Below are 13,285 nucleotides of genomic sequence, written 5' to 3'. Positions count from 1 at the left end.
ATCAGAACAGCGTGACCATTCTCAAAATAGCCCGCATGGGCCACCCGGTACTTCTCAGGCGTGCTGATGAGGTCGCTCATCCTGGTGCCCCTGAGTTACAGAAACTGATAGATGATATGACAGAAACTCTGGCTGATGCCGGTGGTGTTGGCCTGGCGGCGCCCCAGGTGCATGTTTCGCAGAGGTTGTTTCTTTATTCTGTGCCTGAAGTACGCAGCGAGGGGGAGGAAGACCCGCCACTGGCCGTGCAGGTAATTATTAACCCGGCTCTTGAGCCTGTTGATGATGAGATGATACCGCGTTTTGAAGGGTGTTTATCTATCCCCGGTATGCGCGGTGAGGTGCCGCGTTATAAACGGGTGCGCTATACAGGCTACGATCGCAACGGTCAGCCTGTTGCAGGCGTGGCATCAGGTTTTCGTGCCCATGTCATGCAGCATGAAATGGATCATCTTGATGGTATCCTGTATCCAATGCGGATGACGGATATGGGCCGGTTTGGTTACGAGGCCGAGATGGTAAAATATGGAGTGCGGACATGAATTTTGTTTCCTCTGCGCAGATCAGGCAGGCTGTTTTACTCGCTGTTGCCGGTATAGCGTCAGCCAGTACCCCTTCTTTGCCTGAGCATGATCCCCTGCGGGATGAGGCATTGCGTAAACTTGCACGGCAGGCCGGAACGTGCGGGTGGAGCCTGTCTGTTTTATCTGACGTGGCCGGAGATGACGCCGATCTTCTTTTTCCCGGTGGGGTAACTGAGATGATCGAAGCCTGGTCTGATTTATGTGACCGGGAAATGCTCGATGCTGCCTTTGATATCCGGGAAGAGCGTCTGAGTCGCCGGGTCAGGCAGTTACTTTTATGTCGTTTGCCGGGCGATGAGAGCCGCAGAAATGCAGCCCGTGCCGCATTACGATCTTTACTGGTTACGCCGGGGGGGATTCAGGTTTTGCGACGTTCTCTCATGCGTACAGTGAATGCAATCTGGCAGGGGGCTGATGATATGTCATCAGGTCTGACATTTGTCACCAAACGCCTGACGTTAAGCCATGTTTATGCCGTATCTTTATTATACTGGCTCTCGCGTGGCGGAAGTGACGCAGATATGGCGGCATTTATTGACCGTCGTCTGGCAGCAGTTCTGAAAACAGGGCAGGTAAAGGCACGTCTGAGTGAGTTTTTTATGAAAAAAGGCGGTAAAACGGCTCGCAGTGCCTTCCCGGCAGAAAATGGGGAGACAGCCTCTGTATGAATGGTTATCGCCCGGTTGATGAAGCAGGCTCGGGTCTTCTTTTTCTCAGAGAGGAGCAGATCAGACATGCTCAGACGATCATGTTCCTAGCAAACCGTGATGCTGCTGAAGCGATTGCTCCTCTTCTTGAAGAATATGACCTGGGGCGTGCGCATTATCGTGTGCTGCAGGTGCTTGCTTTTAGTCCGGGTGTGCCTGTCAGCCGGCTGCGTGATATTCTTGGTGTCACCAAACAAAGTCTTGCCCGTACGCTGACCGAGCTGCATGAGCGGGACTATGTTGATACGACAGCCTCCCGGCGTGACAGACGGCAAAAGCTGTTAACGCTGAGCAAAAAGGGGCAGAGGGTGGAAGCGGAACTTTTTTCAGTTGCCAGAGGCCGGCTTGTCGCGGCTTATCGTGATGCGGGCGGAGCCGCGGTTGAAGGGTTTCGGCGAGTTATGTGGGGTATGCTTTCAGAAAGTAGCCGTAGTTTAATGTCAGATGATGAGATCACACGTAAAAAGGGTGCGGTGAGTGGATAGCCTCTCTGATCTTTCGACCGGGAGAGAGGAAGCCTCTCACATTATCGTGGTTGATGATGATGCACGCCTCAGGCGGCTTTTGCAGCGTTATCTGTCTGAGCATGGGCTGCGTGTCAGTGTTGCGTCAAATGCGGCAGAAACGCGCCAGGCCCTTGAGAGTATTCAGCCTGACGCTATGGTGCTCGACGTCACAATGCCTGGTGAGAGCGGGCTTGAGCTGACGCGCTCTCTTCGTCAGCAGGGTTTGTCCTTTCCGATTATTTTGCTGACAGCACGGGGTGAGCCCGCCGATCGTATTACCGGCCTTGAAGCCGGAGCAGATGACTATATGGGCAAACCTTTTGAGCCCAGGGAGCTGCTGCTGCGTATCAGGGCACATCTGCGCCGTCATCTCCCGCAGAGTGCTTCTGATGAGTTGCGGATTGTACGCCTGGGGGATAAGGATTTTGACCCTGTGCGTGCTTTGTTGTGTGGTCCTGAGGGTAATATTCATCTGACAGGCGGGGAGGGCGCTCTCCTGTCTGTTCTGGCCAGGCAGCCAAACAGAGTGTTTTCCCGTGAGGAAATTGCTCTGGCGCTTGAAATGCCAGATATAGGTGAGCGTGCTGTTGATGTGCAGATTACACGTTTGCGGCGTCGTATAGAAAAAGACCCGCGTGAGCCACGCTTTCTCCACACTATTCGTGGGCGGGGGTATGTTCTTAAACCTGGTCTTTCATAGAGTAGCATCTTTCAGAGAGGTTGCGTGACATATAAGCAATGGCTCAGATCTCCCCGGGTTGAAAAAAGTATCAGGCGTATTTTGCCTCGCTCGATGCTGGGGCGCTCTTTGCTTATTGTGCTGATACCCCTTCTGGTGACGCAGGTGATATCGCAGGGTCTGTTTTATGGTAACTTTCTTGGCGTTGCCTCACGCCGTTTGTCAGATTCTGTTGCCTCTGAAATCGTTCTCTCTCTTAAAACTCTGGAAAGGCTGCATTCTCAAAGTGACAAGCAGTGGTTTGTTAATCAGGCACAGGATCAGCTGCATCTGATAGAGATATGGAAGCCAGGCTTCCAGCTGACACGCGTTGGTACTAATCATATTATGGGCCCGATGGATGAAAATCTTGCCCATGCTCTTGAGAGCAGCGTTGACCATCCGCTTTTTATTGACTGGCATACGGACCGGCACACAGTATTTGTTTTTATTCAGCTCAGTGATGGTATTTTAGAAGTTCAGGTGCCGCGTAAGCGTCTTGATATGGGGCAGTTATGGCTGTTTGTGTCATGGACAGCAGGTAGCTCGTTTTTGTTGTTTTTGCTGGCCAGCCTGTTTTTGCGTAATCAGGTCAGGGCTATTCGTCGTCTCGCTTATGCAGCTGAACAGTTTGGCCTCGGGCGTGATGTCGGGCCAATCAGGCCATACGGCGCCCAGGAGGTACGAAAAGCCGCTGTTGCGTTTAACCGGATGCAGGACCGGATTTATCGTTTCATTTCACAAAGAACCGGTGTTCTGGCCGGAGTATCGCATGATTTGCGTACACCACTTACACGTATTCGCCTGTCTCTCGCAATGCTGCCCCGTTCCGGTCAGGTAGATGCTGCCCAGGTCGCTCCGGATATTGATGATATGATCGGTGATGTTGATGAGATGGAGCATATGATTGACAGCTACCTCTCTTTTGCCCGGGGAGAGGGGGCTGAAACACCTCAGCGTACAGAGTTACGGCCCTATCTTGAAGATGTTGTCGCTGCAGCACGTCGGGCTGGTACGCATTTTCAGGGGCTGGAGGTGGAGGAGGGGGTCTTTTTAGTCATACGCCCTGATTCTATACGCCGGGCTTTGATGAATTTGCTCGATAATGCACGTCGGCATGGGGGGGCAGTCACTCTGACAGCTTATGCAACGCCCGCTGGCGCCTGCATTGTGACTGATGATGATGGAGAAGGCATTAACCCGGAGCTTCGTGACACCGTTTTTCGTGCATTTGAAAGTGGAAAAGGTGGCGGTACAGGCCTGGGGCTGACGATATCGCGCGACATAATACGTGCACATGGCGGCGATATGGAGCTCGATACCGCCCCGGGCGGAGGGCTGAGAGTAAGTATTCTCCTGCCCTGGTAAAGAAAACGAAAAAGACTATGATGTCAGAGCGTGTTGCCTGAGCCGAAATGTCCCGGGCCGGAGTTGCTGTTGCCCAGACCCTGACTCTGACCTGTGGCGCTGCCTGTGCCCATAAGGTTTTGCATGGGGTTGTATCGTCCGACATTCCCCAGAATTTGCTGCAGGATATTAATGCTTGTGCCGGGAGTGGGGGTGACCTGACTGATCATAGACACAGGACGGGCATCTTTGCGGTTAAGAGTACGCAAAGTTTTTAGTTTACCATCGTTGTCAAAGTTCAGAACAACAACCTGCTGTTTATCAATTCCGGGAAAATTTGCCGGACGCAGATAGGTTGTCATCGAGATATAAATCCAGGTGTTATCGTCGAAGGCACCCCGGGTTGTAGGTGACCCCATAAGGTCGATAGCGTCAGCACGGGTGCTGCTGCCTGGTATAAGCTGGTCATAATCATCAGCTTCAACGAGTGAACCACGAGGTACAGGCGTGGGGCTGAAAATAGAGCAGCCGGATACAAGAGACAGAACTGCGATAAGGCTGACAGCCTTACGAAGACGCATCGTGATGAAGGGGCGCTGCGGCAACATGGTTCAGTCTGATATCCTGTGCGTTGTTACAAAGGTAATGATATAAATATATCGTGCTGACTTTACTACCATGAAAAAAAGCACCTGTCTCCCTGAACTGACCGGATCACGCAGCCTGACCAGCGATGCGCTGTGAGGCAGCTTTGTCAGAGAGCCGTGTAAAAAATATTCTGATGTCAGGCTGATATGCCGGGTGGAATGCAGTAATATAAAATAATCGGGATCTATTTCTGGTTGTGCTGCCTGTTGCTGTAACAGCAGGGGGCTGATCAGGTAAGGAAGCAGGAGATTATTTTGTGACTCCAAAATCTGAATTTTCACGGCATATCGCTGTTAATCGAATCGGTAGTAACGGGCTGAAAATTACAGTTGAAGCAACGGCGGATGAATGCAGGCTTATAGCCAGACGTCTGAACCTGCCTGATGTAACGATGTTGCGCTGCAGGTATAACCTGGTGTCGTCTGACCAGAACAATGTTGTGGCCCAGGGTGCTCTGGCAGCTAAATTTCAGCATGTCTGCGTTGTTACACTTGAACCGTTTGAAGATGTACTGACAGCATCATTTAATATAAAATTTGTTCCGGAAGAATTTTTTACTGAAAGTTCGGCGCTGGAACTGGATGTTGAAGACGAAATTCCCTATACAGGAAATAATATTGACCTCGGTGAGGCTACTATAGAGCAGTTTGCACTTGAACTTCCTGCTTATCCGCATAAGCCGGATAGTGTTCTTCCGGAAGAAATTATACCGGAGGAGGAAGTGCAGGCAGCACCCGTATCAGAGAAGCGTATTAATCCGTTCGCAGCGTTACAGGAATTGCGACAGAAAAAGAAGTGAATATACAGGCGAAAGCCAGCTGAAGCTTGCGAAATGACAAGCTGTCTGCTACAGCGCCCCATCGGTCTGGCTAATGGCCTGCTTTGTGTGCTGCACGGTTAACCCCGTTGCAGGTGTTTAAAAAGAAATATCTGGAGAGAGCCGGGAAATGGCTGTACCTAAAAGAAAAACCTCGCCATCACGTCGTGGTATGCGTCGTAGTCATCAGGCACTGCGTGTTGAAGCTCATGCAGAATGCTCAAACTGTGGCGAACTGAAACGCCCTCATAATATCTGCAGTCATTGTGGCCATTACGATGGTCGTGAAGTTATTGCAGCAGGAAAAGCACTTAAAGTTGCTGTGCGTGCCTGATTTTAGTCAGGTGTTTTTCCCCTTCCTGTTCTGGTGCGAAGAGATGCAGCAAAACATGGCGGGGGTAGATTTCTCGACTATGATAAAGGGACCGGTATGAGCGGACAGGAAAATTCAGGGATTGATTCCCCCGAAGACAGTCAGGTGTACAGTCTGGCTATTGACGGGATGGGGGGAGATAAAGGTCCTGAAGTCGTGGTTGCTGGTCTCAATATCGCTGCCGATCGTCACCGTAATATGCGGATATTGCTGATTGGTGACGAATCTAAGCTGCTTCCTTTACTGGCTGCTAACCCTAAGGCTGCGGCAATCTGTACGATTTTGCATACAGAGCAGTCTGTGCCCATGGATATGAAGCCGACTGCGGCTTTGCGTCTGCGGCAATCTTCTCTCCGTCTGGGGATGGATGTGGTCGCAAATGGTCAGGCTAAAGGGGTAGTCTCCGCTGGTAACAGTGGTGCGATGCTTGCACTGGCAAAAATTGTTGTAAAAACGATGCCCGGTGTTTCCCGTCCGGCAATGGCGGCTGTAAGCCCGACGGTTAAGGGTGACCTCGTCGCGCTTGATTTGGGTGCCAACGTTAGCTGTGACTGGCGTAACCTGGTCGAATTTGCCGTAATGGGCGATATTTTTGCTAAAACTGTTCTCGGCCTTCCCGCGCCGCGTATAGGCCTTCTGAACGTAGGGTCAGAAGATCAGAAGGGCGATGAAAAACTTCGTATTGCCTCTGAGGTGCTGCGTGAAAGCCCTCTCGCTGATCAGTTCGCTGGTTTTGTTGAGGGGTATGATTTTACATCCGGTAAAGTTGACGTCGTTGTGACCGACGGCTTCAGCGGTAATGTTGCCCTGAAGGCCGGTGAAGGTGTCATGAAAATGGCAACGGCTTTGTTGCGCCAGGTGTTTAACCGCAATCTTATTTCCAGGCTTGGGTATCTTCTGGTAAGGCCCGGTCTTGAGCGTATGAAAGAATGGCTCGATCCGCGTCGTTATAACGGCGCAGTTTTTGTGGGTCTTAACGGCGTTGTCGTTAAATCTCATGGCGGCACAGATGCTGAAGGATTCGCCTGTGCGGTTGATGTCGCGATGGACATGGTTACGCATAATTTTAATGCAAGTATTCGTGAACGCCTGGAGCATATGACGGCTCTTATGGCACAACGACAGTCTCATGAGTCTTAGAAGGCTGTTTATTTTAATTTTAATGACACCTGAATGATAATGAATATAGCCCGGTCGTTGCAGACAATAAAACAGTGCCGGTGAGTAGAAGGCAGAAATGGCAAAACGCGCGCTCCTGGTTGGTTTTGGGGGCTTTCTTCCAGAACGTGTCCTCACTAACGATGAACTGGCTGTAAAATTAAATACTTCAGATGAGTGGATTACCACACGCACTGGTATTAAACGCCGTCACATAGCCGGGCCTGATGATACAGCGGCCAGCATGGCAACCAGCGCTGCTGAGGCTGCACTGGCCTATGCCGGTATGTCAGCTTCAGAGGTTGACGCTGTAATTGTGGCAACGTCAACGCCAGATCAGGCTTTTCCTGCTACTGCGGTCAGGGTTCAGGCTGCATTGGGCATGAAGCAGGGCTTCGCCTTTGATATAGCGGCAGCATGTTCAGGCTTTGTCTACGCTCTTGCTATGGCAAACTCTTTTATCCGCTCAGGTCAGGCACGTAATGTGCTTGTTATTGGCAGCGAAGTGTATTCCCGTATTGTTGACTGGTCCGACCGGACAACCTGTGTGCTGTTTGGTGATGGTGCCGGTGCGGTGCTTGTCTCCGGCACTGACGCGCCTGGCGAGTCAGGTATTCTGTCGACGCATCTTCACTCAGATGGTGCAGAGGGTGACCTTCTTTATGTCGATGGTGCTGTAGGGCGGCCGCATATGAGTGGGCACCTGAAGATGAGCGGACGGGATGTTTTCAGGCATGCTGTTGCTAAGCTCTCCTCTTCTGTTGATGAAGCGCTTGAGAGCGAAGGTCTTTCTTACAGCGATGTTGCATGGTTAGTTCCGCATCAGGCGAATATCCGCATTATTGAGGGTGTTGGCAAAAAATTAGGACTAAATCCTGAACAGGTTGTCGTGACAGTTGACAGGCACGCTAATACTTCTGCTGCGTCGATTCCTCTTGCGTTAAATGAGGCTGTACGTGACGGACGTATTAAAAAGGGTGAACTGGTTCTGATGGAAGCCCTTGGTGGTGGTTTAACGTGGGGCTCTGCTTTGGCGCGTATGTAATTTTCAGATAAAAAGAGAGGCAGATACCACAGAGTAATTGACGTTTCCTGGTAATATGTTAATCTATACTTATGGAAACAATTACACGCGCCTCTCTTGTTGAAAACATTTGTCAGGAAGCCGGTTTGTCTCGCAGAGACTCAGCTGCCGTGCTTGAAGATGTTCTCGAAACAGTAGCCTCTGCACTTGAGCAGGGCGAAAGTGTTAAAATTAGCGGATTCGGTACATTCTCTGTGCGACAAAAAGGCCAGAGAAGCGGACGTAATCCTAAGACAGGGGAGGAGGTGCCTATTCTTCCTCGCTCTGTTCTTGTTTTCCGGTCAAGTCAGCTTCTTCGTGCTCAGGTTAATCATGAGGCAGAGGTGAACTTTGCGGAAGATGCGCATGACTGACGAAAACCAGCTGCCTTCTGTGTCGGATTCTGAAAATTTTTTAGAGAGTGAATTTGAAGCAGGCGGTGAGTTTTCGACTATCAGTGAAGTAGCTGACGAAATTCATGTGCCTCAGCACGTTCTTCGTTTCTGGGAAACTCGTTTTGAGCAGGTCAGGCCGTTAAAACGGCTTGGAGGCCGTCGTTATTACAGTAAGCAGGATCTTGAACTCCTGCGTTATATTTCACAGCTTCTTTATCGGGATGGCCATACTGTCAAAGCAGTCCAGCGCATCCTGGCAGAGGAAGAGGCTAAGGTCTCTGCTCAGAGCCAGCCTGAAGCTGCAGGCAGCAATATTTCTCAGTCAGCAGAGAATGATCCTGTTACGTCTTCTGATACTGCAATGCAGGGAATAATTATTTCTTCTGAAACGACAGAAAAAATAGATAAAGAGCAAGCCGCTGCTGTATCCAGAGAAGTTGCTGAGGTTGCCAGAACAGCTCCTGTCATGACGGATGCAGAGCACACAGCACATTCATCACTCTCTGGCGGCGTGTCAGTCTGGCATAAGGGGCTTGCTGCTGAAGATCATATATCTGATGAAGCTGGAGCCTCTCAGTTTTCAGAAGATGAATCGTTCTCACATGTAGATAATGCGAGTGTTTCTGATCATTCTGATGACATAAACAGAGAGCTGCGTCGGGTGAATGAGCGCGTTAAACATGAGCTGACTAGTTTGCTTTTCGAGCTTGAGGCGATGAGAGATATTTTTTTGCAGGAAAAGTATCTGTAGTTGCTTGTGTCTCTGTGCAGAGGCTGCTAAATACTCTTTCACCGGGAAACGGGCAGTAGCGCAGTCTGGTAGCGCATCAGTCTGGGGGACTGGGGGTCGTGGGTTCGAATCCCGCCTGCCCGATATCCGTTTTCCCGGTTTATAAGGTGCGTAAAAAGCACCTTAACTTCTCCTTATTAAAAATAATTATGTTTCTTTGAGCGAGAGCTGCTCATCGACCAGCGCCTCCATACCAGGTCGAGTGCTGCCATTACTGCCGGGCCGGCAAACAGACCAAGCAGCCCCCACGTTTCGGCACCTCCCAGGATTCCTAGAAGAACCCACAGGAAATGTAGTTTTGTGGTTCCTCCAATAAGGAAGGGTCTGACAAAGTGGTCCGCTACAAAAATCACCAGTAAGCCCATACAAAAGGTGACAACACCAGCCAGTGCAGCCCCTTTGCTAAGCAAAATAAGAGAGACTAAGCCGATTGCAACAGCGGCGCAGAAGGGTAGCATTGCAGCAACGGCTGTAATGACACCAAAGAGGGCAGAGTGCGGAGCGCCGCATAAATAATATATAACGCCCATGAATGCACCTTCAGCCATGCCAACCAGCACCAGCCCCTGAACAGTGCCATGAACTGAAGCGACAATCTGCCGGGCAATAATTTCACCGCGCCGGCCAAAAGCACGACGTGAAGCAATGCGGCATTGATGAATGACGGCATTGCCGTCCTTATACAAAAAAAACAGCGTTAAAATAGAAAAGCAGAATAATGTTCCACGATGCGCTACCTGTGCACCAAGCGCTTTGGTTACTGCCATTCCTTTACTGTTGAGAGAGTAAGCAAAGTCTGCAACGTTTTGCGGATCACTCAGATGGTTATGCCACCATGGTGCCAGGTATTTCTCACCATATGGCAAATGTGACAGTGCCTGAGGAAATGGTATTCCTGAGTTTCTTGCCGCTTCAAACCATGCCAGAGCACTTTGAGCTTCTTTGACAGCTTTTAGTGTAATAAGCAGGAAAGGAATAATAAAAATAAGCGCAATAACTATAGTAAAGACTAAGGGAAGAATGACAGATCTAAGGCTTTGAGGACATAAAGATCTGACGCGTGTATAAAGAGGCCACGTTGCTATTGCAAAGACGCTCCCCCATATCAGTGAGGGCAGAAAACTTTGAATTGTACACAATGCAGCAACAATAATAAACAATGTCAGGCAGGCACGTGCAATTTCCTGCCCTCTTTTTGACCGGTGGCTTTGTTTATTAAAAGTACAGCTTTGAAGTCTTGTTGTCGGAGCACCACCGGGCTTGTTGTCGGACATTACCTAAGAAACTCCCTGTCTTGCTTCGATAGACCTCTGTCTGGCCTTCACGGTGCCAGAATGAGTGTATAATGTCACTCAGGCGTTATTCACAGAGAATAAATTAATTAATCGCCTCTCCTTAAGATGTCTGAGAAACAGGGTTTATGCTGAAAAATCTTTTGACTGTTGGTGGCTGGACAATGCTAAGTCGCATTCTTGGTCTGGTTCGGGATCAGCTGCTTGCTGCATTTATGGGTGTGGGCCCATTGCAGGATGCATATCAGGTGGCTTTTCGCTTACCGAATATGTTCAGGCGACTTTTTGGTGAAGGGGCTTTTAATGCTGCCTTTGTTCCACTTTTCGCATCAGTTCTGACCCGAGAAGGCCCTGTGGAGGCACGTGAATTCGCGCGTCGTGCACTTGGGGGTATGCTCGTCTGGTTATGTTTTTTATGTATTCTTGGCGAAATTTTTATGCCTGAAGTGGTGCGTATTATAGCACCCGGCTTCGTGACGGATGGCTACCGTTACGACCTTGGTATTGCACTGAGCCGTATTACTTTTCCTTATCTTGTTCTTATTTGTGCTGCCGCTCTGGTTGCCGGTGTTCTCAATAGTTTACATAAATTTAGCGTTGCCGCAGCAGCCTATGTTACATTCAACCTCGTAGGTATTGTCGCGATAATTTTTGTATCGCCGTTTATGCCAAATGTTGCATATGCCGCGGCCTGGGGCGTTACAGCTTCTGGTGTCGTGCAGCTTGGTTTGCTGTTGTGGGCCTGTCATAAGGCAGGGTGCGGGTTGTGGCCACTTATGCCCCGTATGACGGCGCGTATGCGACTGCTTATCAGGCGTATGGTGCCTGGCCTGGTCGGAAGTGGTGTCGGGCAGATTAATCTTACAATTGATACGATTATTGCGACGCTTCTGCCTTCCGGTAGTGTCTCGCTTATGTATTTTGCAGATCGTATCAATCAGCTGCCGCTTGGTGTTTTAGGTGCGGCAGCGGGTACGACGCTTCTGCCTGTTCTGACGCGACATCTTGCTGCCGGAGAGCATGCTAAAGCGCATCATGCACAAAACCGTTCGCTGAGTTATGTTTTGTTGCTGACATTACCTTCCGTGGCGGGGCTTCTGGTGTTGTCAGGGCCTATTATGATCGTTTTATTTAGTCATGGTGCTTTTACCGATCAGGATGCCCTGCGCTCAGCACGGGCCTTATGTGCCTATGCTATCGGGTTGCCTGCGTTCGTAATGGTCAAAGTATTGTCTCCGGCATTTTTTGCGAGAGGCGATACAAAAACGCCTGTGTATATTGGTGTTCTGGTCCTGGTTATTAATTTAATTTTTAATCTGCTATTAATGAAACCTCTTGTTTATATGGGGCCGCCACTCGCCAGTAGTCTTGCAGCTTTTCTCAATGTATCTCTTCTGGCTTTTTTTCTTAAAAAACGTGGTGCGCTGACTCTGGATTTTCAGACAAAGAGAACGTCGCTTCTTGCCTGCGTTTCAGCTGCGGGTATGGCTGCCGGGCTAGTGTGCGTGTCTTCTTTGTCGCATTTTCCATCGATGTTTCTGACCAGGGTAATCTGGCTATGTGGCATGGTCAGCCTTGGGTCTGTTATTTACGCGATATTTCTGCATTTCTTCAAACTGGCTGATTTTGCCAGTATTTTAACATCCGTACGTCGGAGAGTCAGTATGAAGAGGTAATTAAGTCGGGAATAGTAAGAGTCCGGCTTTTATTTGAGAATCTTGCAGAGTATTTTTACTTTATTCAAGGATAATTACTCTGCCGGATGATAGGGGTATCAGGAGCGATCCTTATTAATTCTGATATGAAGTTCCTTCCCGGTTTTGAAAAAGGGAATGGATTTTTCAGCGACCTGCACCTGTGCGCCGGTTTTTGGGTTTCTTCCGACTCTCGGTGCGCGTGTTTTAAAGGAAAATGTTCCGAACCCGCGCAGTTCAACGCGATTACCTTCAGACAGGCTTTTCGCTATAGACCCGAAGACCGCATTAACAATCAGAGTAATACTTTTGACCGGCAGATGCGGATTTTTTCTCATCAGAGCGTTAATTAGTTCAGATCTTGTCATATTTAACCTTCGGAGTTCACTTAATCCTATGCAAAAGCGCCGTATGAGCAGGGAATTCTAAAGAAATGAAAGAAAAACTTAACATTACTTAGTGTTCGCGCTGCACATTACAGCGCTTTGTTACAGTATTCTTTGTATAAAATCAAAAGAACAATAAACGTCTGCCCAAAATATATAAAAAAATAAGATATATTTCGGGCAGATTTAAGATTTTATTTTTTGGCGCGACGTGCACGTGCCGCGCTGTCTTCGCCTTCTGTCGTCGCGTGGATTTTACGGCCAAGGCCAATTTCACGAGCCAGTGTTGAACGACGCTCTGCGTAATTAGGAGCAACCATAGGGTAGTCTGTTGGCAGGTTCCAGCGCTCTCTGTACTGCTCTGGTGTCATGTTGTAGGCGCTCTGCAGGTGGCGCTTGAGCATTTTCAGTTTTTTACCGTCTTCCAGGCAAACAATGTAGTCAGGGAAAACAGAGCGTTTGATAGGAACTGCAGGCTGCAGCTTTTCTGGCTCAGGCTGCTGCTGGTCAGCTGTTTTCAGAGCCTGATACACATCTTTAATTAAAGCAGGGATGGTCGCAGGATCTGTCTGATTATTTGAAAGCTGTGCAGAAACAATCTCTGCAACAAGGTCAAGAATAACCGGGTAAGTTTGAGTTTCTGACATGGTCAATCCGTATACTGTATGAGGTGAATATAGAAACGAGTGTATATCGAATCTATTTTTTCTTGTGAATAGAAAAAATCAGAAGATGAAGCAGCGAATACATTTTTTTTAGCAAAAACCGGGGAGTTTTCTTGAATATTTTATTTGAATAAATAAAATT

Annotated in this window: 16 protein-coding genes and 1 tRNA gene; 13 read left to right on the top strand and 4 right to left on the bottom strand. The window is 49.1% G+C overall.

Annotation, left to right across the window (positions count from 1 at the left end):
- Positions 1-11: 11 nt before the first annotated feature.
- From def to HK25_RS05165, 5 genes are all read left to right on the top strand, one after another.
- A complete protein-coding gene (gene def / locus HK25_RS05185) occupies positions 12-542 on the top strand; it encodes a peptide deformylase (protein WP_086635535.1) in 531 nt (176 codons plus the stop codon).
- Positions 539-1,252 carry a rpsU-divergently transcribed protein gene (locus HK25_RS05180; RefSeq protein WP_086635534.1) on the top strand — a complete coding sequence of 238 codons (714 nt, stop codon included), beginning with the start codon at positions 539-541 and terminating at the stop codon, positions 1,250-1,252. Before def ends, HK25_RS05180 begins: the two co-directional genes overlap by 4 nt.
- Entirely contained in the window at positions 1,249-1,776 is a 528-nt protein-coding gene (locus HK25_RS05175; RefSeq protein WP_086635533.1) for a MarR family winged helix-turn-helix transcriptional regulator, read from the top strand. Before HK25_RS05180 ends, HK25_RS05175 begins: the two co-directional genes overlap by 4 nt.
- Entirely contained in the window at positions 1,769-2,497 is a 729-nt protein-coding gene (locus tag HK25_RS05170) for a response regulator (RefSeq protein ID WP_086635532.1), read from the top strand. Before HK25_RS05175 ends, HK25_RS05170 begins: the two co-directional genes overlap by 8 nt.
- A 93-nt stretch (positions 2,498-2,590) precedes the next feature.
- The gene (locus HK25_RS05165; protein WP_086554960.1) at positions 2,591-3,883 is read left to right on the top strand and encodes an ATP-binding protein; all 1,293 of its coding nucleotides are present in this window, start codon (positions 2,591-2,593) and stop codon (positions 3,881-3,883) included.
- A 23-nt stretch (positions 3,884-3,906) separates the two neighbouring features.
- Here HK25_RS05165 and HK25_RS05160 read toward each other — a convergent pair whose 3' ends face one another.
- Entirely contained in the window at positions 3,907-4,443 is a 537-nt protein-coding gene (locus HK25_RS05160) for an outer membrane protein assembly factor BamE (RefSeq protein WP_233127711.1), read from the bottom strand.
- A 323-nt stretch (positions 4,444-4,766) separates the two neighbouring features.
- On the opposite strand from HK25_RS05160, the gene HK25_RS05155 reads away from it, so the two are divergent.
- From HK25_RS05155 to HK25_RS05125, 7 genes are all read left to right on the top strand, one after another.
- Positions 4,767-5,309 carry a DUF177 domain-containing protein gene (locus HK25_RS05155; protein WP_086554963.1) on the top strand — a complete coding sequence of 181 codons (543 nt, stop codon included), beginning with the start codon at positions 4,767-4,769 and terminating at the stop codon, positions 5,307-5,309.
- A 148-nt stretch (positions 5,310-5,457) separates the two neighbouring features.
- Positions 5,458-5,661 carry a 50S ribosomal protein L32 gene (gene rpmF / locus HK25_RS05150; protein ID WP_025825885.1) on the top strand — a complete coding sequence of 68 codons (204 nt, stop codon included), beginning with the start codon at positions 5,458-5,460 and terminating at the stop codon, positions 5,659-5,661.
- A gap of 96 nt (positions 5,662-5,757) precedes the next feature.
- Positions 5,758-6,840 (top strand): phosphate acyltransferase PlsX, encoded by a 1,083-nt coding sequence (plsX, locus tag HK25_RS05145; RefSeq protein ID WP_086554964.1) that lies wholly within the window; start codon positions 5,758-5,760, stop codon positions 6,838-6,840.
- A gap of 97 nt (positions 6,841-6,937) precedes the next feature.
- A complete protein-coding gene (locus HK25_RS05140) occupies positions 6,938-7,903 on the top strand; it encodes a beta-ketoacyl-ACP synthase III (protein WP_086554965.1) in 966 nt (321 codons plus the stop codon).
- Positions 7,904-7,974: 71 nt separating this feature from the next.
- Positions 7,975-8,295 carry an integration host factor subunit alpha gene (locus HK25_RS05135; protein ID WP_086554966.1) on the top strand — a complete coding sequence of 107 codons (321 nt, stop codon included), beginning with the start codon at positions 7,975-7,977 and terminating at the stop codon, positions 8,293-8,295.
- Positions 8,288-9,067: a MerR family transcriptional regulator gene (locus HK25_RS05130; protein ID WP_086635574.1), complete on the top strand. Its 780-nt coding sequence runs from the start codon at positions 8,288-8,290 to the stop codon at positions 9,065-9,067. Before HK25_RS05135 ends, HK25_RS05130 begins: the two co-directional genes overlap by 8 nt.
- 49 nt (positions 9,068-9,116) lie before the next feature.
- Positions 9,117-9,190: transfer RNA gene (locus tag HK25_RS05125), tRNA-Pro, on the top strand.
- Positions 9,191-9,243: 53 nt separating this feature from the next.
- Here the strand turns inward: HK25_RS05125 and HK25_RS05120 are convergent.
- Positions 9,244-10,380: an AI-2E family transporter gene (locus tag HK25_RS05120; RefSeq protein WP_086635531.1), complete on the bottom strand. Its 1,137-nt coding sequence runs from the start codon at positions 10,378-10,380 to the stop codon at positions 9,244-9,246.
- Positions 10,381-10,526: 146 nt separating this feature from the next.
- Between HK25_RS05120 and murJ the strand changes: the two genes are divergently transcribed.
- Entirely contained in the window at positions 10,527-12,074 is a 1,548-nt protein-coding gene (gene murJ / locus HK25_RS05115) for a murein biosynthesis integral membrane protein MurJ (protein ID WP_086635530.1), read from the top strand.
- 98 nt (positions 12,075-12,172) lie between these two features.
- Here murJ and HK25_RS05110 read toward each other — a convergent pair whose 3' ends face one another.
- A complete protein-coding gene (locus tag HK25_RS05110) occupies positions 12,173-12,460 on the bottom strand; it encodes an integration host factor subunit beta (RefSeq protein ID WP_086554969.1) in 288 nt (95 codons plus the stop codon).
- A 212-nt stretch (positions 12,461-12,672) separates the two neighbouring features.
- Complete coding sequence (locus HK25_RS05105; RefSeq protein ID WP_086554970.1) at positions 12,673-13,125, bottom strand: MucR family transcriptional regulator; 453 nt, start codon at positions 13,123-13,125, stop codon at positions 12,673-12,675.
- Between the last annotated feature and the right edge of the window lie 160 nt (positions 13,126-13,285).

Origin of the sequence: Acetobacter sp. DsW_059, from assembly GCF_002153695.1 — a bacterium.
Lineage (GTDB): Bacteria > Pseudomonadota > Alphaproteobacteria > Acetobacterales > Acetobacteraceae > Acetobacter > Acetobacter thailandicus.
Note: the sequence above shows the minus strand (reverse complement) of the source record. Positions and strands in the feature narration are given on the sequence as shown.